The organism is Salinimonas iocasae (assembly GCF_006228385.1).
Classification (GTDB): domain Bacteria; phylum Pseudomonadota; class Gammaproteobacteria; order Enterobacterales; family Alteromonadaceae; genus Alteromonas; species Alteromonas iocasae.
Genome location: NZ_CP039852.1, coordinates 528,996 through 546,844, shown reverse-complemented (window position 1 = coordinate 546,844; position 17,849 = coordinate 528,996). Strand labels below are relative to the sequence as shown.

Annotated in this window: 22 protein-coding genes; 6 read left to right on the top strand and 16 right to left on the bottom strand. The window is 47.8% G+C overall.

The window, feature by feature from the left end:
• The 15 genes from rplO to FBQ74_RS02315 all read right to left on the bottom strand — a co-directional run bounded on the left by rplO (nucleotide 1) and on the right by FBQ74_RS02315 (nucleotide 10,732).
• Nucleotides 1–435 carry a 50S ribosomal protein L15 gene (gene rplO / locus FBQ74_RS02385; RefSeq protein ID WP_139755153.1) on the bottom strand — a complete coding sequence of 145 codons (435 nt, stop codon included), beginning with the start codon at nucleotides 433–435 and terminating at the stop codon, nucleotides 1–3.
• A gap of 3 nt (nucleotides 436–438) precedes the next feature.
• On the bottom strand, nucleotides 439–618 hold the full coding sequence (rpmD, locus tag FBQ74_RS02380; RefSeq protein WP_044058207.1) for a 50S ribosomal protein L30: 180 nt from the start codon (nucleotides 616–618) through the stop codon (nucleotides 439–441).
• Nucleotides 619–624: 6 nt separating this feature from the next.
• Nucleotides 625–1,125: a 30S ribosomal protein S5 gene (rpsE, locus tag FBQ74_RS02375; protein ID WP_108568767.1), complete on the bottom strand. Its 501-nt coding sequence runs from the start codon at nucleotides 1,123–1,125 to the stop codon at nucleotides 625–627.
• A gap of 9 nt (nucleotides 1,126–1,134) precedes the next feature.
• Entirely contained in the window at nucleotides 1,135–1,488 is a 354-nt protein-coding gene (gene rplR / locus FBQ74_RS02370) for a 50S ribosomal protein L18 (RefSeq protein WP_139755152.1), read from the bottom strand.
• A 12-nt stretch (nucleotides 1,489–1,500) separates the two neighbouring features.
• The gene (gene rplF / locus FBQ74_RS02365) at nucleotides 1,501–2,034 is read right to left on the bottom strand and encodes a 50S ribosomal protein L6 (RefSeq protein WP_139755151.1); all 534 of its coding nucleotides are present in this window, start codon (nucleotides 2,032–2,034) and stop codon (nucleotides 1,501–1,503) included.
• Nucleotides 2,035–2,048: 14 nt separating this feature from the next.
• On the bottom strand, nucleotides 2,049–2,441 hold the full coding sequence (gene rpsH / locus FBQ74_RS02360; RefSeq protein WP_139755150.1) for a 30S ribosomal protein S8: 393 nt from the start codon (nucleotides 2,439–2,441) through the stop codon (nucleotides 2,049–2,051).
• Between the two features lie 13 nt (nucleotides 2,442–2,454).
• Nucleotides 2,455–2,760, bottom strand: coding sequence for a 30S ribosomal protein S14 (gene rpsN, locus FBQ74_RS02355; RefSeq protein WP_139755149.1), 306 nt, complete (start codon nucleotides 2,758–2,760; stop codon nucleotides 2,455–2,457).
• Nucleotides 2,761–2,773: 13 nt separating this feature from the next.
• The gene (rplE, locus tag FBQ74_RS02350; protein ID WP_139755148.1) at nucleotides 2,774–3,313 is read right to left on the bottom strand and encodes a 50S ribosomal protein L5; all 540 of its coding nucleotides are present in this window, start codon (nucleotides 3,311–3,313) and stop codon (nucleotides 2,774–2,776) included.
• Between the two features lie 16 nt (nucleotides 3,314–3,329).
• On the bottom strand, nucleotides 3,330–3,644 hold the full coding sequence (gene rplX / locus FBQ74_RS02345) for a 50S ribosomal protein L24 (protein WP_139755147.1): 315 nt from the start codon (nucleotides 3,642–3,644) through the stop codon (nucleotides 3,330–3,332).
• Between the two features lie 12 nt (nucleotides 3,645–3,656).
• The gene (rplN, locus tag FBQ74_RS02340; RefSeq protein WP_139755146.1) at nucleotides 3,657–4,025 is read right to left on the bottom strand and encodes a 50S ribosomal protein L14; all 369 of its coding nucleotides are present in this window, start codon (nucleotides 4,023–4,025) and stop codon (nucleotides 3,657–3,659) included.
• Between the two features lie 380 nt (nucleotides 4,026–4,405).
• Nucleotides 4,406–6,055, bottom strand: coding sequence for a S8 family serine peptidase (locus FBQ74_RS02335; protein WP_139755145.1), 1,650 nt, complete (start codon nucleotides 6,053–6,055; stop codon nucleotides 4,406–4,408).
• A gap of 489 nt (nucleotides 6,056–6,544) precedes the next feature.
• Nucleotides 6,545–7,282 carry a 23S rRNA (guanosine(2251)-2'-O)-methyltransferase RlmB gene (rlmB, locus tag FBQ74_RS02330; RefSeq protein WP_139755144.1) on the bottom strand — a complete coding sequence of 246 codons (738 nt, stop codon included), beginning with the start codon at nucleotides 7,280–7,282 and terminating at the stop codon, nucleotides 6,545–6,547.
• A complete protein-coding gene (gene rnr, locus FBQ74_RS02325) occupies nucleotides 7,283–9,613 on the bottom strand; it encodes a ribonuclease R (protein ID WP_139755143.1) in 2,331 nt (776 codons plus the stop codon). It lies immediately after the preceding gene.
• Between the two features lie 179 nt (nucleotides 9,614–9,792).
• Complete coding sequence (locus FBQ74_RS02320; protein ID WP_139755142.1) at nucleotides 9,793–10,410, bottom strand: tetratricopeptide repeat protein; 618 nt, start codon at nucleotides 10,408–10,410, stop codon at nucleotides 9,793–9,795.
• Between the two features lie 76 nt (nucleotides 10,411–10,486).
• Nucleotides 10,487–10,732, bottom strand: coding sequence for a TIGR02647 family protein (locus FBQ74_RS02315; protein ID WP_139755141.1), 246 nt, complete (start codon nucleotides 10,730–10,732; stop codon nucleotides 10,487–10,489).
• A 203-nt stretch (nucleotides 10,733–10,935) separates the two neighbouring features.
• Between FBQ74_RS02315 and ubiD the strand changes: the two genes are divergently transcribed.
• The 4 genes from ubiD (at nucleotide 10,936) to FBQ74_RS02295 (ending at nucleotide 15,684) form a co-directional block, all read left to right on the top strand.
• Nucleotides 10,936–12,405, top strand: a complete 1,470-nt coding sequence (gene ubiD / locus FBQ74_RS02310; protein WP_139755140.1) for a 4-hydroxy-3-polyprenylbenzoate decarboxylase — start codon at nucleotides 10,936–10,938, stop codon at nucleotides 12,403–12,405.
• 39 nt (nucleotides 12,406–12,444) lie between these two features.
• Entirely contained in the window at nucleotides 12,445–13,140 is a 696-nt protein-coding gene (fre, locus tag FBQ74_RS02305) for an NAD(P)H-flavin reductase (protein WP_139755139.1), read from the top strand.
• Nucleotides 13,141–13,200: 60 nt separating this feature from the next.
• Complete coding sequence (locus FBQ74_RS02300; protein WP_139755138.1) at nucleotides 13,201–14,568, top strand: M28 family metallopeptidase; 1,368 nt, start codon at nucleotides 13,201–13,203, stop codon at nucleotides 14,566–14,568.
• Nucleotides 14,569–14,700: 132 nt separating this feature from the next.
• Entirely contained in the window at nucleotides 14,701–15,684 is a 984-nt protein-coding gene (locus FBQ74_RS02295; RefSeq protein WP_139755137.1) for a substrate-binding periplasmic protein, read from the top strand.
• A 10-nt stretch (nucleotides 15,685–15,694) separates the two neighbouring features.
• On the opposite strand, the gene FBQ74_RS02290 is transcribed toward FBQ74_RS02295, so the two are convergent.
• On the bottom strand, nucleotides 15,695–15,958 hold the full coding sequence (locus FBQ74_RS02290) for a DUF7218 family protein (RefSeq protein WP_139755136.1): 264 nt from the start codon (nucleotides 15,956–15,958) through the stop codon (nucleotides 15,695–15,697).
• 323 nt (nucleotides 15,959–16,281) lie between these two features.
• Here FBQ74_RS02290 and FBQ74_RS02285 point away from each other — a divergent pair, with 323 nt between their 5' ends.
• The gene (locus FBQ74_RS02285) at nucleotides 16,282–17,184 is read left to right on the top strand and encodes an SDR family oxidoreductase (RefSeq protein WP_139755135.1); all 903 of its coding nucleotides are present in this window, start codon (nucleotides 16,282–16,284) and stop codon (nucleotides 17,182–17,184) included.
• Nucleotides 17,185–17,252: 68 nt separating this feature from the next.
• Entirely contained in the window at nucleotides 17,253–17,777 is a 525-nt protein-coding gene (locus FBQ74_RS02280; protein ID WP_139755134.1) for a DUF421 domain-containing protein, read from the top strand.
• Nucleotides 17,778–17,849: the final 72 nt, after the last annotated feature.

The window sequence follows — 17,849 nt, the reverse complement described above, 5'->3', positions numbered from 1 at the left end:
TTATTCCTCTACTTTACCGCCGGCAGCTTCAATCGCTTCGCGAGCGCCTTTTGTAACCTTTAACCCGCTAACCGTTACAGCGCGTGACGCTTCACCGCTCTTAACGACTTTAACAAACTGGATATGCTTTTTCACAATACCCGCTGCTTTTAAAGTCTCAAGAGATGCAGTGTCACCTTCTACCTTCGCGATTTCAGTCAACGTAACCTGGTCTGTGACCATGCTCTTACGAGATGTGAAACCAAATTTAGGCAGACGGCGCTGAATTGGCATCTGACCACCTTCAAATCCTGGCTTCACAGAACCGCCTGAACGGCTTTTCTGACCTTTGTGACCACGGCCACCGGTTTTACCAAGACCTGAGCCGATACCACGGCCAACACGCTTACCAGAACTTTTTGCTCCTGGAGCAGGAGAAATATCATTCAAACGCATGTCTTACTCCTCGACGATTTCAACCATGTAATTAACACGGTTGATCATGCCACGAACAGCTGGGGTGTCTTCCAACTCGCGAACATGGTTGATTTTACGAAGGCCTAGGCCTTTAAGCGTTGCTTTGTGCTTTGGCAGACGGCCAATTGCACTTTTCGTTTGCTTTACTTTAATCGTTGCCATGTTTGCTTACCCCAAAATCTCTTCTACTGACAACCCACGCTTGGCAGCAACACCAGCAGGAGAATTCATCTCTGTTAGTGCATTGATCGTTGCGCGAACAACGTTCATTGGGTTAGTCGAGCCGTAACATTTTGAAAGTACGTTTTGTACACCAGCTACTTCAAGTACCGCACGCATTGCACCACCGGCGATAATACCAGTACCTTCTGATGCAGGCTGCATGTAAACTTTAGAGCCAGAGTGACGACCTTTGATTGGGTGCTGCAACGTGTGACCTTTAAGGTCAACAGTTACCATGTTACGGCGAGCCTTTTCCATTGCTTTTTGGATTGCGGCTGGCACTTCACGTGCTTTACCGTAACCAAAACCAACGCGACCATTGCCGTCACCCACTACCGTCAATGCAGTGAAACTGAAGATTCGACCACCTTTAACCACTTTAGAAACGCGGTTTACAGCGATCAATTTTTCCAGCATATCACCGTTTTGAACATCTTGTTTAGCCATTATAAACTCCTAGAACTGAAGGCCAGCTTCGCGAGCTGCATCAGCTAATGCTTTAACACGACCGTGGTATTTGAAACCGCTGCGATCGAAAGCCACTTGTTCAATGCCTTTCTCTTTTGCACGCTCTGCGATAACTTTACCAACAACTGCCGCTGCTTCAGCATTGCCTGTTGATTTCAGATCTTTAGCCAGATCTTTTTCAACGGTAGAAGCTGCCGCCAATACTTCAGCACCGCCTGCGGCGATAAGCTGAGCATAAATGTGGCGAGGTGTACGGTTTACAACCAAGCGATGCGCGGCCAGTTCACGAAATTTAGCGCGTGCGCGAGTTGCGCGACGCAAGCGAGCTGCTTTCTTATCCATCGTATCACCCACCTACTTTTTCTTAGCTTCTTTACGACGTACATACTCATCGGCATAACGAATACCTTTGCCTTTGTAAGGCTCTGGTGGACGATATGCACGGATGTTCGCCGCAACCTGTCCTACCACCTGCTTATCGGCGCCTTTGACGACGATTTCAGTTTGGCTAGGAGTTTCAACCGTAATGCCTTCAGGCATTTCGTATGCAACAGGATGAGAGAAACCCAGTGTCAGGTTAAGCTTGCTACCTTGTGCTTGCGCACGGTAACCAACACCGTTTAACTGAAGCTTTTTCTCAAAACCTTGTGTAACACCTTGAATCATGCTGTTCAGAAGCGCACGTACAGTACCTGCTTGCGCCCATGCTTCAGCAAAACCTTCGCGAGGTAGTGCTTTAAGCTGGTTTTCTTCCTGAACCACTTCAACGGCTTCGTTGAAAGTGCGTGTCAAAGTGCCATTCTTACCTTTAACGGTTACATCCTGACCAGAGATAGAAATTTCTACGCCTGATGCGATGTCTACCGGGGCTTTTGCTACTCGTGACATTTCAACTCCTCCGATTACGCAACATAACCGATGATCTCACCGCCCATGCCTGCTTTACGCGCAGCACGGTCAGTCATCACACCTTTAGAAGTCGACACGATAGCTACGCCTAGACCACCCATTACTTTTGGCAGCTCATCTTTTTTCTTATAGATGCGCAGACCAGGACGGCTTACACGTTCAATAGTGTCAATTACTTGCTTGCCTTCGAAGTACTTAAGTTCTACTTCCAAAACAGGCTTAACGTCACCAGAAACAGCGAAGTCAGTGATATAACCTTCTTCTTTCAGAACACCACAGATAGCAGTGCGCAGTTTAGAAGATGGCATAGCCACAGAAACTTTCTGTGCCATCTGGCCGTTACGGATGCGGGTAAACATATCCGCGATAGGATCTTGCATGCTCATTATCAGCTACTCCTTACCAGCTGGCTTTTTTCAAGCCAGGGACTTCACCGCGCATCGCTGCTTCACGCAGCTTGATACGGCTAAGACCGAATTTGCGTAGGTAACCATGTGGACGACCAGTAATGCGGCAGCGGTTTTGCTGACGAACTCTGGATGAATCACGTGGTAGTTGTTGTAGCTTCAGAACAGCGTCCCAACGCTCTTCTTCAGAAGCGTTAACGTCGCTGATAATCGCTTTAAGTGCGGCGCGCTTTTCAGCGTACTTAGCAACAAGCTTTTCACGCTTAGCTTCACGAGCCTTCATTGATTCTTTTGCCATAACCCTACACCCCTTACTTTTTGAATGGGAAGTTAAACGCGTCCAGCAGAGCACGTGCTTCTTCATTATTGTCGGCACTGGTAGTGATAGTAATATCCATACCACGAACCTTATCCACTTTATCGAAATCGATTTCAGGGAAAATGATTTGCTCACGCACGCCCATACTGTAGTTACCACGTCCGTCGAAAGACTTAGGATTCAATCCACGGAAGTCGCGAATACGCGGGATAGCGATTGATACCAAACGCTCAAGGAATTCCCACATACGTTCGCCGCGCAGGGTTACTTTACAGCCAATCGGATAACCTTCACGGATTTTGAAGCCCGCTACTGATTTTCTAGCAACTGTAACAACCGGCTTTTGACCTGCGATTGACGCCATATCGGCGGTCGCAGCTTCAAGCACCTTCTTGTCAGCAACTGCTTCACCCAGACCCATGTTCAGGGTGATCTTTTCAATCCGAGGGACTTGCATGACGCTTTTGTACCCGAACTGCTTCGCAAGTTCAGCTACTACTGTTTCTTTATAGAAATCATGCAGTTTCGCCATCGTACTCTCCAATTAATTAAACAAGTTCACCGTTCGACTTGAAGAAACGAACTTTCTTCTCGTCTTCAGTACGGAAACCAATACGATCCGCTTTACCCGTTGCCGGGTTAACAATCGCAACATTAGAAATGTGAATAGAAGCTTCTTTTTCTACGATACCACCTGGCTCACCCAGTTGAGGGTTAGGCTTTTGGTGTTTCTTAGAAAGATTTACGCCTTCTACAACTACACGGTCATCAGATGTCAGTACTTTAAGGACTTTGCCTTGTTTACCTTTATCTTTACCCGCTAATACGACTACTTCATCATCACGACGAATTTTTCTAGCCATTATCGTGACTCCTTATAGTACCTCTGGGGCCAATGAGATGATTTTCATGAAGTTTTCACTTCTCAGCTCACGGGTAACCGGTCCAAAGATACGCGTACCAATTGGTTGTTTGTTGGCATTCAACAAAACAGCCGCGTTATTATCGAAACGGATGGTAGAACCATCTGCACGACGAACGCCTTTTCTAGTACGCACCACCACTGCGCTCAGTACGTCACCTTTTTTAACTTTACCGCGAGGAATTGCTTCCTTGACGGTAACTTTGATGATGTCACCGATACCTGCATAACGGCGATGCGAGCCACCCAGAACCTTAATACACTGAACCCTGCGAGCGCCGCTGTTATCTGCAACGTCCAGGTTAGTTTGCATTTGGATCATGTTAGTGCTCCGCTGATAAATTAAGACTCTTTCGAGTCGTTTAGCTGCTAAAAGCAACAACTGCTGTTGCTTTTATATACATACCCCCATAAAAAGGGCGCGAAATGATAACAGAAAAGATAGGGTAACGATAGGCCAATTTTGAATTATTTTTAGGCGATACCGTGTATTTTTTACGGCCGGCCGATGGCCAGTGAAATGTGAGTGACAGCTGCGGGAAAAAGAACCGTAGCGGCCAATATTCTTGTGCGAAAATGCTCAGCTTTGAGGCCGCACAGACTAACAATCACAATGGCTGATGACAACCATCGGAGGGGCATACTATATTATCCACATAAAAAAGGCCGCAGATGCGGCCTTAATCATATTAGCTAAGTATATTACTCGTAGCTGTAGTTCATGGTTACGCCAGAATACGCGCTATATCCACGTAAACCGATGTGCCATGTACCTGATGAAGGATTGCTGAATGTACATACTTCATCGTTGCCGTTTTTATAAGGACGGCAGTCATAGGTAGATGTCGAAGGCTGTGCACCATATCTGACATACAGATCAGCATCGCCTGAACCACCTGAGATACGAACAGTCATAGTAGATACGCCAGAAGGAATATCCCACGTGTAACGATCCCATGCACCGCTTGTTCCTGACAGGTTAGATAACTGACCTGATACCGGCTCAACGCCGCCACCGCCAGTACCGCCGCCAGAACCTGTGCCGTCACAGCCATTTGTATTCAGGTAATCAACAGCATTAGACACCTTCACGATACCGTAACCATAATAGTTATCACGCCCTGATGTACCACGGTCTTTCGCAGTAGCGTTCAGAGCGCTACGAATTTGCGTGTTGGTACACTGTGGGAAGTAGCTCCATACTAATGCCGCAGCACCTGCAACGTGTGGCGTCGCCATTGATGTACCGTTTAGGGTTGCATACGAGTTATCAGGATACGTTGAATACACAGAAGAACCGGGAGCAGCGATTTCTACCGCAGAGTTGTACTGTGAGTAGCTCGCGTGATTTTCATTAGAATCAACTGCTGCTACAGACATAACCGCGCTGTAAGAAGCCGGGTAAGATTTAGTACTGTTACCATCGTTACCAGCTGCTGCAACCAGAAGCATTCCGTCATCCACAAAACCCTGCATCGCAGAACCTTCAGCTGATGATGAACCACCACCACCAAGACTCATGTTGACTACGTTAGCACCGGCGTTCTGACATTGCGTAATACCGTCAATGATATCTGATGCATACGTCCAGTTACCGTTATCGTCAAAAATCTTAACGATATGCATATTAACGCCAGGATAAACACCCACAACGCCCTGCGTATTGTCATACGCCGCGATAGTACCGGCTACGTGCGTACCGTGGCCATTGCCATCGTTATACCAGTTACCTACACCTGAGTTATTCGCGTTACCAGTCAAACCATTGTTAGTACCTGGCAAATCGTTGTGGCCCAGGTTATAGCCTGTATCGATAATACAAACGCGACGCGCACTTGTGTCGCTTTGTGCGAACTGGCTGGCCTGTACCATGTTGATGCCATAAGGCGTGGTTTGCGCCATCAGGCTACGCTTTGGATCGTCCGCAATTTCTTCGATGTTTGGATTTTTGCGAAGCTTGTTCAGTACTGATTTGCTCATAGAAGCGGCAACCATTTTATGTTTGCCCAGTACTTTGTGCGGCTTGGCGCCTGCATTTTTCAGAATGTTTTTGGCTGCAATCGCATCAAACGCAGCATCAGCAGCGTTTTCATTCGGGCCTTTGTTAGCTTTATCTTTGCCCTTCATTGCAGCAGATCCCGTCTGCTTGAACTTCACGATATAACGCTGTTCGTCTTGAACCAGCGATAACTTCTGGGAAAGAACATTTTGTAGCTGGCCGGCTTGCGATGATGACGCGGGTTCTGTGACCTTAACCGGACCATTGTTAACCGCAGCTGTGACTGATGCACTTAAAAGGGTTAACGATGCAACTACTGCTTTACCACAAAATGTGTGTTTATTATTCAACATTTGCTGTCCTTTAATCTTATTTTATTGTTTTAGTGTTACTTCTCCCTCGCTCTTCAATGTAGCGTTACAAAAGGGTTATCTACTTATTGTGAAAATCAGCCGGTGATTTCATTTTACCCGGAAAAAGACGCATTCCCCTGCCTCTCTCAGAACTACTAAGCACCGTGAACATCTTCACGTCGTTCGAATCGGTTGCCCGATCCGACATAGCCACTATACAAAAGCCGATGATGGTTTATGTATAAGGCTTATTACATACTTATCACGCTTCATACCCGATGTCATCTTTTAAAAAAACGATGAACTAACAAGTAAAACCGCATGATCAGCATGGCTACTGCAAAGTGCAACAAATTGTTAACAAATCGCAATATCGCTAAGCTAGGGTATTTTTTGAGCGAATTAAAGAGAAAGGACAAACTTTAAACAAAAAAGGCTGTAAAGATAAATTCACTTACAGCCTTTAAGGGTATGAAATTGAAAAACAGATTAGCGGCGTTGGCGTACCATTTCGTAAAGACAGATACCGGTAGCCACCGATACATTCAAACTTGTTACGCTGCCTGCCATAGGCAGCTTAACCAGTTCATCGCAGGTTTCACGGGTTAACCGACGCATCCCCTTGCCTTCAGCGCCCATTACCAACGCCATCGGCCCTTTGAGCGTAACATCGTAAATTTCCTGCGTTGCCTCTCCAGCAGTGCCAATTACCCAAACGCCCTGGCCTTGCATTGCTTTAAGCGTACGAGAAAGGTTAGTAACCTGAATAAATGGCGTCGTTTCTGCGGCACCACAGGCTACTTTGCGCGCGGTGCCGGTCAGGCCTGCCGATTTATCTTTGGGAACAATAACGGCGCTGGCGCCCGCTGCGTTTGCGGTTCTCAGACATGCACCAAGATTATGAGGATCGGTTACGCCATCGAGTACCAAAAACAATGGCGACTGGTTTTGTTCGATAAGCCTGTCAAGGTCATTCTCGTCAAGCACTCTGCCAGGCTTTGCTTTAGCGACGATGCCCTGATGCTGCTCACCGCTCACTTTATCGTCCAGCACCTTCCGGTGACAAAACTGAACACTGATACCAAAGCGACGGGCCTGATTTACCGCATCGTTCAGCCGATCATCATTTCTGCCTTTAAGCGCAAATATTTCAATAATTCGTTCTGGTTCTGTTGCCAGTACTGCATCAACTGCGTGCAGGCCGTACAACCACTCGTTCTGTGCCATTTACTTCTTCTTGCCTTTTGCTTTTTCTTGCTTTTTAGGTCTGTTGTTACCCGCCCCTTTTCGAGGCTTTTCTTTAGCCTTATCACGTGGGGGCTTACCGGTTGATTTTTTGCCCGCAGAACGAACTTTCACCTTTTTTCCTGAACGATTCTTTAGCATGGAATCATCCAGTACCAAATCAATCTTTCTTTCATCAAGATTCACCGCTGCAACCTGTACTGAAACAGTGTCACCCAGGCGGAACTGACGTGCACCGGATTCACCTGACAATGATTGTTTGACCGCGTCATAATGATAGAAATCATCTTTTAGTGAGGTGATATGCACTAATCCATCGATATGGTAGTCAACCAGGCGAATAAACAGGCCAAACGTAGTCACTGAACTGACAACGCCATCAAAACTGCTGCCCACATGGTCCTGCATAAACTCACATTTAAGCCAATCAGCCACATCGCGTGTTGCATCATCAGCGCGTCGTTCCGTCATTGAACACTGTTCGCCCAGCTGTTCAATTTCTTCTTCGGTGTATGCCTTCGCCCCCGACACTTTTTGTTTGAAAGGTTGCTTGGCCAGAATGCCCTTAATGGCGCGATGCACAACCAGGTCCGGATAGCGGCGAATCGGGGACGTAAAGTGTGCATATTGCGCAAGAGCAAGGCCGAAGTGGCCGACATTATCGCCATCATAGACCGCTTGTTTCATTGAGCGCAGAAGCATTGTCTGAATCAGTTCCTGATCAGGACGACTACGGGTTTTATTTACTACCGCAGTGAAGTCTGACGGTGAGGCATCTTCAGTAATATGATGGGGAACACCTATCTCTGCCAGATAGGAGGTAAATGCAGTAAGACGATCGGCATCCGGTTTATCATGGACTCTGTACAGCGCTGGCGCACTGTGTGATTCAAGCATTTGAGCTGCGCTGACATTGGCCAGAATCATACACTCTTCGATCATTTTATGTGCATCGTTACGCTGAACCGGCACAATGTCTTCAATCTTGCGCTGCGCGTTAAATACGAATTTGCTTTCCTGAGTTTCAAACTCAATAGCACCGCGACGCTGCCGGGCTTTGTGCAGTACCCGATACAAGTCGTGCAAATTACGTAAATGGCCCACGTGTGATTCGTACCGCTGATGCAGATCTTTATCACCCTGCAGAATATTCCACACTTTGGTATAGGTTAGTCGTGCATGGGAATTCATCACCGCTTCATAAAACTGATAGGCCTGCAATTTCCCTTCTGCCGAGATTGTCATCTCGCAGACCATACACAAACGGTCGACTTCCGGATTCAGCGAGCACAGTCCGTTTGACAGAACCTCGGGCAGCATAGGAATAACCTGCTCGGGGAAGTACACCGAATTACCCCGGTTAACCGCTTCAGTATCCAGTGCTGTCCCAGGGCGCACGTAATGACTTACATCTGCAATAGCAACCCAAAGCTGCCAGCCACCATTGTCCAGAGGTTCACAGAACACCGCATCATCAAAGTCACGGGCATCTTCACCGTCAATGGTGACCAGAGGTAACTGTCTTAAATCGATTCTGCCCTGCTTGGCATCTTCTGGTACCTGTTCAGTCAAACGACTGACTGCACGTTCAACTCCCTGCGGCCACTGATGGGGAATATCGAATGTGCGCAATGCCATTTCAATTTCCATCCCAGGCGCCATGTGCTCGCCCAGAATCTCGGTTATCTTACCTACCGGGCTCACTCGCCTGCGGGGGCGCTGCGTCAGTTCAACAACGACCACCTGGCCCATTCTGGCGCCATTAACATTTTCAGGGGGAATGACGATTTCGTGATTGATGCGGCTATCATCCGGGATGACGACGCCAAAGCCCTGCTCTGTGAAGTAACGCCCTACAATCGGCTCTTGCCGCGGCTCGACAACAGCAACAACATAGCCTTCCTTACGACCTTTTCTGTCTGTACCGCTGACGCGAGCGTCAACCACATCATCATGCAGAAAAAGCTGCATCTGACCGCCGCTGATGTAAAGATCACCGCTGTTATCTTCCGGACGCAGAAAACCAAAGCCATCGCGATGGCCTATTATGCGTCCACGAATCAATTCGTCTTTATCCTGAAGGATATAACGTTTGCTCTTAGTGAATTGTATTTGCCCTTCCCGTTCCATCGCGCGAAGCCGGCGTTGCACGCCAATGTGGCTTTCCTCGTCTTGTGCACCAACCGCTGCACATATTTCAAGAAAGGAGATCGGCTTGCCATGATCTTTTATAACCGACATAAGAAATTCCCGGCTGGCTACCGGGTTTTCATATTTTTCTTTCTCGCGCTGGTAATGGGGGTCGTCACTCATGCAGTTCGTCTTTCGCCCTTGAAGTAGTTAGATAAATACAGTATGGCGCCAGTATAACAGTTATCAGCGTGAAAACACGGCTTATCCAGCGCATCGTTTACGATACGCTGTCTCAAAGCGCTGTCTTTACCGACTTAACTGGCTTTTACTTCAGGCGAAGCGGAGAAGATCGAAATGGCTTAGTAAGCCATCTGGCGGGCATTGCGCACGGCTTTGGGGTGCATTAACTGCTCGAGTCGGGCGAGATAACGGTCAATTTTGGCATGCGTGGTTTTGTTATCGGTTACGGCGTTAAATAACCAGCGATAGGCATCTTCGTAATCATACGGACTACCATGACCATCAATGAATAATTTCACCAGCTGAAGCTGTGCGTTTAAGTTGCCCAGCGCGGCAGCTTCGCGCAGGTAAATAACAGCTCTGCGAGTATCCTGCTGAACCAGTTTACCAGAGGCATAATAGCGCCCGAGTTGCTCAAGCGCCGCTGGTAGCCCCTGCTGCGCCGAACTGCGCATAAATTTGATACCCCGCTCAGGCTCTGCATCAACACACACTCCCCACGCCAGCATATCTCCCCATAAAAACTGGTAAGCTGGCTCCTTTAACACTTCAGCATGCGCCTCAATATCCTGTACCAACTGGCAGCGGTCAGCAACCACGCGGTCTAGATGCGCATTGGCATTAATAAGTGAAATTAACTCATCCTGCGTATAAAGCTGAACGGCTTTTAGCTGCTGCGCCTGTGCCGACACGATACACAATAAAGTAAATGTAAGAGTGATTAACTGCTTTATCATAGCTGACCCAAAACCTGAACGTCCTGCTTTATTACTATCGGCAATAAAGTGGAAATCTGAAGCAGGAATATCGCCGCTAATTAAGTTTAGAGAAAAGCGCGCTATAGACCTTGCGGGCATGGTCCGCCACATCAATACCCAAATCTGTGAGATAGCCGCCATCCGGCTGGGTAATAAGCCCCTTGGTATATAATCGCTGAGCAGCGTTGACGATTGCATTGCTGGCATCGTGGTGAATTTTCAAGCCTTGCATAAAGCTGTCGCTGGGGAATTTCAATAACAGATTGAGCTCTTCGGTCATAGCAGTGTCAAAGGTACTCATGGCGTCTCCTCGTTAAGACAGTTATGTAAGTGGTATCTACAAAAATATCACGCATCGTCTATCTCACACCCTTTCTGCATCACTGTCCAGCGAAAATGCTGCGCTTAACAAATTTCGTCTCGGACGGTTCGCACTGAATGTTATGCAAAGTATGATGTATACTGCGGCCAACCTTGAAGAACACAAAAGACAGTTTGATACCTATGAAATACAAAGACCTGCGTGACTTTATTGCCAAACTGGAAGCTCAGGGCCAGTTAAAACGGATTACCCGGGAAATAGATACCGATCTGGAGATGACCGAAATTGCTGATCGCACCCTGCGTGCCAAAGGACCAGCTTTACTGTTCGAGAACCCCAAGGGTAGCGATATGCCGGTACTGGCAAATTTGTTTGGTACACCGGAGCGGGTCGCGCTGGGCATGGGTCAGGATAGTGTTCACGCATTGCGCGAAGTTGGCAAACTGCTGGCATATCTTAAAGAACCAGAGCCGCCTAAAGGCATCAAAGATTTATGGAGCAAACTGCCGGTCTTTAAACAGGTTCTGAACATGCCTGCCAAGGAAGTAAGAAAAGCTCCGTGTCAGGAAGTAGTCGTAAGTGGCGACGATGTTGATTTAACCAGCCTGCCCATTCAGCGCTGCTGGCCCGGTGATGCGGCACCACTTATCACGTGGGGCCTGACTATTACCCGTGGCCCCCATAAGAAACGTCAGAATCTGGGTATTTACCGGCAACAACTGTTGGGGAGGAATAAGCTGATTATGCGCTGGCTTTCCCATCGCGGCGGCGCACTGGATTTCAGAGAATGGTGCCAGGAGCATCCCGACGAACCCTACCCGGTTTCGGTTGCCCTTGGTGCAGATCCCGCGACTATTTTAGGTGCCGTTACCCCCGTGCCCGACACCCTGTCAGAATATGCGTTTGCCGGCTTGCTGCGAGGCGACAAAACCGAGGTGGTAAAATCAATCAGTAACGATCTGCAGGTACCGGCCAGTGCAGAAATTGTTCTTGAGGGTTATATCGACCAGAACGAAACCGCGCCCGAAGGCCCTTACGGCGACCACACCGGGTATTATAATGAAGTCGACACGTTTCCGGTGTTTACCGTTACCCACATAACCCATCGTAAGCAGCCTATTTATCACTCTACCTATACTGGCCGGCCACCGGATGAGCCTGCTATTTTAGGGGTGGCGCTCAACGAAGTCTTTGTTCCTATTCTGCAAAAGCAGTTTCCGGAAATCGTGGATTTTTATTTACCACCAGAAGGCTGTTCCTACCGTATGGCGGTAGTAACAATGAAGAAACAATATCCCGGCCATGCCAAGCGCGTCATGATGGGTGTGTGGTCTTTTTTGCGTCAGTTCATGTACACCAAGTTTGTCATAGTATGCGATGACGATGTAAATGCCCGGGATTGGAATGACGTGATCTGGGCGGTTACCACTCGCATGGATCCTGCGCGTGATACGGTGATGGTTGAGAATACACCCATTGACTACCTGGATTTTGCATCACCGGTTTCAGGTTTAGGGTCAAAGATGGGAATGGATGCAACCAATAAGATGCCCGGCGAAACCGATCGTGAATGGGGTGAACCGATTGTGATGGACGATGATGTCAAACAGCGCGTGGATGACATCTGGGATGAGCTTGGTATCATGGACTAGCTCGCCATTGTTAAGCGAATTCAGTTAAGAAGAGAGTACATGTCAGATATTTTATGTCAGGTTGACGCAGTTACGCCGTTGACCGAAGCGGTTTACAAAGTTGTGTTAACACCTTCCAGTCCGGTCGACTTTTATGCAGGTCAGTATGTTCTGGTGCATATGGGCGAAACCGACAAGCGCCCTTTTTCTATCGCCAACGCAGCGTACAATAATCAGAAAATAGAACTGCACATCGGCGCGGACGAAAATAATGCGTACGCCACAGAAGTGCTAGAGCGAATGAAAAGCGAAGGTGAAATCACCATAAGTGGCGGCCATGGCGAGGCGCATCTGCAGTCTAACGGTAAACCGATGATTCTGATTGCAGGCGGCACGGGCTTTTCATATGCCTACTCTATACTGCAGCAATCGTTGAAGGACCATCCCCACACGCCGGTTACCCTTTACTGGGGAGGCCGAAATAAAGAAGACTTGTACCTGTTCGAAGAATTGACCAGCATGGCTGACGACAACGAGCAATTTACCTTTATTCCGGTCGTGGAATATGCCGATGAAAACTGGCAGGGAAGAACCGGTTGGGTACATCACGCCGTACTAGCAGACTACACCGATTTGTCGGACAAGCAGGTATATATTGCCGGCAGGTTCGAAATGGCTAAAGCCGCCAGAGATGATTTTTATGAGCGCAAACTGCCAGATGATCAACTGTTCGGTGATGCTTACGCCTTTATCTAACGCCACGCCACTTTAATAATTATAAGGCGTGGTGAAATAACAAGCTTTGAAGGAGCACACATGAAACCACGCCTCAGCGCTATCGCTGCAGCTATAATCACCTTACCTTTTACTCTGTCAACAGCCCACGCCGGCGAAACTGACAAACTTCATAATATTGTTGCGGATGTTTCAGCAGACCGTATTGAGCAGGACATTGAGAAGCTGGTAGGTTTTGGCACCCGCCATACCTTGTCCGAAACCGAGTCCGACACCCGTGGAATCGGTGCAGCCCGTCGCTGGATTAAGCAGGAGTTTGAGGCCATTTCTAAGGAATGTGGCGGCTGTCTGGAAGTCATGTTCGTAGGCGACACTATTAGTGGCGAAAAACGCATTCCCGAAGCGACTGAAGTAGTCAACGTTGTTGCTATACAGCGTGGCACTACCGACCCTGACCGCTATGTCCTTATGTCAGGTGATATTGACTCCCGGGTATCTGATGTTATGGATGCCACGTCTGATTCTCCCGGCGCTAACGATAATGCTTCTGGTGTAGCAGGAACACTTGAGGCGGCACGCGTGTTAAGCCAGCATAAGTTTAACGGTAGTATTGTTTATGCTGCCCTTTCCGGTGAAGAGCAGGGTTTATTTGGCGGCAAGATTCTGGCTAAAAAGGCAAAGGAAGAAAACTGGCGCCTTAAAGCAGTTCTTAATAACGATATGATTGGTAATATCGAAGGTGTTAATGGTGTTATCAACAACACTACAGCCCGCCTGTTCGCCGAAGGTACCCGGGTAACCGAAACCGACGATGAGGCGAGAACACGTCGGTTCACTGGGGGTGAAGTCGACTCTCCTTCCCGTAATCTGGCGCGCTATATCGATAAACTTGCCGATGACTTTGTACCCAACTTAGACACCATGGTTGTTTATCGTCTCGACCGCTATGGCCGTGGTGGTCACCACCGTCCATTTAATGACCTTGGCTATCCGGGTATTCGTATCATGGAAACCAATGAGAATTACGAACGTCAGCATCAGGATCTTCGCAATGAAAATGGCGTAGAGTATGGTGATACGCTTGATGGTGTAAACTTTGACTATGCCGCGAAACTAACTTCGTTAAACGCTGTGAGTCTGGCGGCGATGTCCTGGGCCCCTGCTCCACCAGCAAAAGTAAAAATTGAAGGTGCTGTTAAGCCCTCCACAACGCTTAGCTGGCAGGCGGCTGATAGTGATCAGAATCCTCAACTTGCCGGATACAAAATCTATTGGCGGTATACTGATGCGCCTCAGTGGCAATACAGTAAATTCGTCGGTGATGTGACAGAAGCAACGTTAGAGAATGTCGTTATCGACAACTACTTCTTTGGCGTCGCAAGTGTCAGCGAAGACGGCTACGAAAGTCCGGTAGTTTTTCCGGGCGCTGCTGGTAGTTTCGGCGAATAACTGCTAAGCCGCCCTGAGAGGCGGCTTTTTTATTTCATTCTTTTAACTCGTCTTTTTTGCTATCGGTAGTCGAAAACCGCTACACTGAAGTTGAGTGTAGGAATTAACACAATTTATATAAAAGGTGAGTCTGTGCGTGGTTTAACAGTATGTATTTGTTTGTTGCTGAGCTTAGTCAGTTCCATTGCGGGTGCTGAGGTGAAGCTGGGCGCAGCGCAACTGCCCACCTTTATTGATGACGGTGATAAGCCTGCCCGTATTAATGCGATTATGCGAGAAGCATTTGCTCGCATGGAGCAGGATGTAACACTTGAAGTAATGCGACCTGCATTTTTAGGCAGCGGGCTGCTTAGTGGTCGCATCGATGGCCATTATGCGTTTGTTGATTTAGACGAGAAAAAATCAGAATATCTTTACTCAGATGCCTATCTTCCTCTTTATCTGTTTTCTATCAGTAAACACAGTGATGTTACATCCGTCGGGGCGCTTGAACACTTGAGAGACCGCCGGGTGGCGATTGAAAACCGTTTCGCCAATACAGATAAAGTCAGGCTCATCAAAGATATTAAGTGGGCCAGGAACCCTTCGACATTTGATGCCTTTAAGCAACTGGCCGACGATCGTTCTTACTACTTGATGTCTTCGCGGCTGTTAGTGGATGAATTTAACCGCTTATTGAGGAATGAAGGCGAGCAGCTCCTGCACTTTTCAAAAGTACCGTTGATCAAAGCAGGGTTTCGCCTTGCAATGGCATCCGGAGATGGTAATCAGGCAATGATTACGGCATTCAACTCGGCAATCGAAGACATGCAGAATGATGGTACCTACAATGAGTTACTGAATATTGCGTGGCTGACCAAAGACATAGACGGCGACGGAACGGCGGAATTTATCACCAGCCGCGCTGTTGCGCATCCTAAACTAGAGGCTGGCGCGCTGACGCTGGCATATCCACTTGATCAAAGTACCGTTTCTGAAGCATCTACATTTTATATTAATGGCGAGGCGGCATCAGACTGGCAGGAAGCGCTCAGTCTGATGAGTAATGTAACGCCTGTTTTGCGGCCAAGTTTGCTGGATGAAGAAGTCTATCAGCAAATTATGTCGCGCTGGTAAATGCGGTAACTTAATGATTGCGCAGGGCGTCGATAAGTTCATCCTTGGACATTTTTGAACGCCCGTCTATCCCTACTTCTTTTGCCTTATCGTAAAGCTCCTGTTTTGTGCGCTTCTCATATTTTGTTCCCTTACCGCCCTTTTTAGAAGGCTGCTGATCTGAATTAGCCTGCGCATTCGCAATTCTCGCCGACTTCTCTTTGCTGTATCCCTGATCCCTCAGCTCTTCGTAGGTATCGTCGTTCTTAATTTGATTACCGTGATCTTTCGCCATAGTTTGCCTCCAACCAATTGTGGTATCTGTCTGACACGTGAGCTTCACTTCATAAGAGTTACGCATACGCATTGACCAGAGTTTGAAAAATCCGCCATAAAGCATGAAATTTGTGTCACCTTCTTAAAAGGTTTTCCTACTTTGATTGACTGAGTCACTAATACCTACCACTACCTTTTACTACTCATTCAAATTGCTGAGGTCAGAGGCATCCATGAACACCACTGCGCTTCAGCTAGACGAACACAGCGTAATACGACCTTTGGATTAACAGGTACAAAAACTGCAATGCTCTTTCTTTTGATTCTTAAAGAGAAGCGTTAATGAGTAAGACTAATCAGCACACGATGCAAGATCCCCGCACTCAGTTCCCCCCTGGTGAAACGCAACATAATGAGGACCAGCCCGACCCGGCACTTGACAGTAAGCTCTACCCCAAAGCTAATCACGGCGAAGATACCTATGAGGGAAGCAAACGGTTACAGGGCCGAAAAGCGCTCATAACAGGTGGTGATTCTGGCATTGGACGTGCGGTTGCACTCGCCTTTGCCCGGGAAGGTGCCGATGTCGTCATTAATTTTCTGGAATCAGAAAAAGAAGATGGTGACACTACACTGGCAATGATAAGAAATGTCGGCGTCAGAGGTGATGCCATTATCGGCGATCTCCGGGATGAATCATTTTGTCAGTCGCTGGCTGATAACGCAGCTGAGTTTTTGGGTGGCCTGGATATATTGGTAAACAACGCAGGCAAACAACAGTTTGCGGAAACGCTTGACGATTTATCGACAGAACAATTTACCAGTACCTTTGAGACGAATGTATTTGGCATGTTCTGGTTGACTAAAGCGGCTGTAAAACATATGCCCGCAGGTGCCAGTATTATTAACTCTACGTCTATTCAGTCGTATCAGCCCTCTGCAGGGTTACTTGACTACGCCTCGACGAAAGGCGCAATCACCTCATTTACCAAAGGTTGCGCGAAAATGCTCATCAAGCAAGGGATCCGTGTTAATGGCGTTGCCCCGGGTCCGATTTGGACGCCTATTCAGCAAAGTGGCGGTCAGCCACCAGAAAAAGTTGAAGGTTTCGGTGAGCATGTGCCGATGGGTCGCCCCGGGCAACCGGCAGAGCTGGCACCGGTTTACGTGTTTCTGGCGTCACAGGAGTCGAGCTACATTACTGCGGAAATTATGGGTGTGACCGGCGGTGAACACCTGCCCTAATTATTCTTTGCAGAAAACGGGTATAGTTTTATCGGCCTTTACAATTATATTTTTAAGGATATCTCTCGATGTTTGTTGACAATTCCACGCTCGACATGCTGTTAAAGGGGCTGGTACTGACCACACTGGCAATGTGCTGGGTTGTCGCACTGGTGCGGATAAATGGATTGCGCTCGTTTTCTAAAATGACTAATTTTGATTTTGTCATGACAGTTGCTGTGGGCTCGTTACTAGCCGGGGCCAGTCAATCTCAAAACTGGACGTCTTTCGGACAATCTGCCGTTGCGATGATGGCGTTATTTCTGGTGCAATATTGTACCGCTCGCGTGCGAAAGTCTTCAGACTCCTTCGAGTCTGTGATGCAAAATCAACCCGTACTTCTCATGCGCGATGGTGAAATTATTCATGAAGCGTTACATCAAACCCGGGTGGCTAAGAGCGATCTTATTGCAAAACTTCGCGAAGCCAATGTTCTGGAAATGTCTGAAGTAAGAGCAGTCGTACTTGAAACAACAGGAGATATTTCTGTATTGCACGGTACATCATGCTCTCAAAAGCTATTGCAGGGAGTTCGGGGCACTGAGGAACAGTGAATACAGATTTACTACTTGCCTGACCTTTGATTGAGCGAAACAGAAATAGCTAATAAAGAAAGTCCACCTGCT

What these genes read in the sequence shown, in the direction of transcription:
- rplO (WP_139755153.1), bottom strand. Translation starts at nt 435, where the DNA reads ATGCGTTTGAATGATATTTCTCCTGCTCCAGGAGCAAAAAGTTCTGGT.
- rpmD (WP_044058207.1), bottom strand. Translation starts at nt 618, where the DNA reads ATGGCAACGATTAAAGTAAAGCAAACGAAAAGTGCAATTGGCCGTCTG.
- rpsE (WP_108568767.1), bottom strand. Translation starts at nt 1,125, where the DNA reads ATGGCTAAACAAGATGTTCAAAACGGTGATATGCTGGAAAAATTGATC.
- rplR (WP_139755152.1), bottom strand. Translation starts at nt 1,488, where the DNA reads ATGGATAAGAAAGCAGCTCGCTTGCGTCGCGCAACTCGCGCACGCGCT.
- rplF (WP_139755151.1), bottom strand. Translation starts at nt 2,034, where the DNA reads ATGTCACGAGTAGCAAAAGCCCCGGTAGACATCGCATCAGGCGTAGAA.
- rpsH (WP_139755150.1), bottom strand. Translation starts at nt 2,441, where the DNA reads ATGAGCATGCAAGATCCTATCGCGGATATGTTTACCCGCATCCGTAAC.
- rpsN (WP_139755149.1), bottom strand. Translation starts at nt 2,760, where the DNA reads ATGGCAAAAGAATCAATGAAGGCTCGTGAAGCTAAGCGTGAAAAGCTT.
- rplE (WP_139755148.1), bottom strand. Translation starts at nt 3,313, where the DNA reads ATGGCGAAACTGCATGATTTCTATAAAGAAACAGTAGTAGCTGAACTT.
- rplX (WP_139755147.1), bottom strand. Translation starts at nt 3,644, where the DNA reads ATGGCTAGAAAAATTCGTCGTGATGATGAAGTAGTCGTATTAGCGGGT.
- rplN (WP_139755146.1), bottom strand. Translation starts at nt 4,025, where the DNA reads ATGATCCAAATGCAAACTAACCTGGACGTTGCAGATAACAGCGGCGCT.
- FBQ74_RS02335 (WP_139755145.1), bottom strand. Translation starts at nt 6,055, where the DNA reads ATGTTGAATAATAAACACACATTTTGTGGTAAAGCAGTAGTTGCATCG.
- rlmB (WP_139755144.1), bottom strand. Translation starts at nt 7,282, where the DNA reads ATGGCACAGAACGAGTGGTTGTACGGCCTGCACGCAGTTGATGCAGTA.
- rnr (WP_139755143.1), bottom strand. Translation starts at nt 9,613, where the DNA reads ATGAGTGACGACCCCCATTACCAGCGCGAGAAAGAAAAATATGAAAAC.
- FBQ74_RS02320 (WP_139755142.1), bottom strand. Translation starts at nt 10,410, where the DNA reads ATGATAAAGCAGTTAATCACTCTTACATTTACTTTATTGTGTATCGTG.
- FBQ74_RS02315 (WP_139755141.1), bottom strand. Translation starts at nt 10,732, where the DNA reads ATGAGTACCTTTGACACTGCTATGACCGAAGAGCTCAATCTGTTATTG.
- ubiD (WP_139755140.1), top strand. Translation starts at nt 10,936, where the DNA reads ATGAAATACAAAGACCTGCGTGACTTTATTGCCAAACTGGAAGCTCAG.
- fre (WP_139755139.1), top strand. Translation starts at nt 12,445, where the DNA reads ATGTCAGATATTTTATGTCAGGTTGACGCAGTTACGCCGTTGACCGAA.
- FBQ74_RS02300 (WP_139755138.1), top strand. Translation starts at nt 13,201, where the DNA reads ATGAAACCACGCCTCAGCGCTATCGCTGCAGCTATAATCACCTTACCT.
- FBQ74_RS02290 (WP_139755136.1), bottom strand. Translation starts at nt 15,958, where the DNA reads ATGGCGAAAGATCACGGTAATCAAATTAAGAACGACGATACCTACGAA.
- FBQ74_RS02285 (WP_139755135.1), top strand. Translation starts at nt 16,282, where the DNA reads ATGAGTAAGACTAATCAGCACACGATGCAAGATCCCCGCACTCAGTTC.
- FBQ74_RS02280 (WP_139755134.1), top strand. Translation starts at nt 17,253, where the DNA reads ATGTTTGTTGACAATTCCACGCTCGACATGCTGTTAAAGGGGCTGGTA.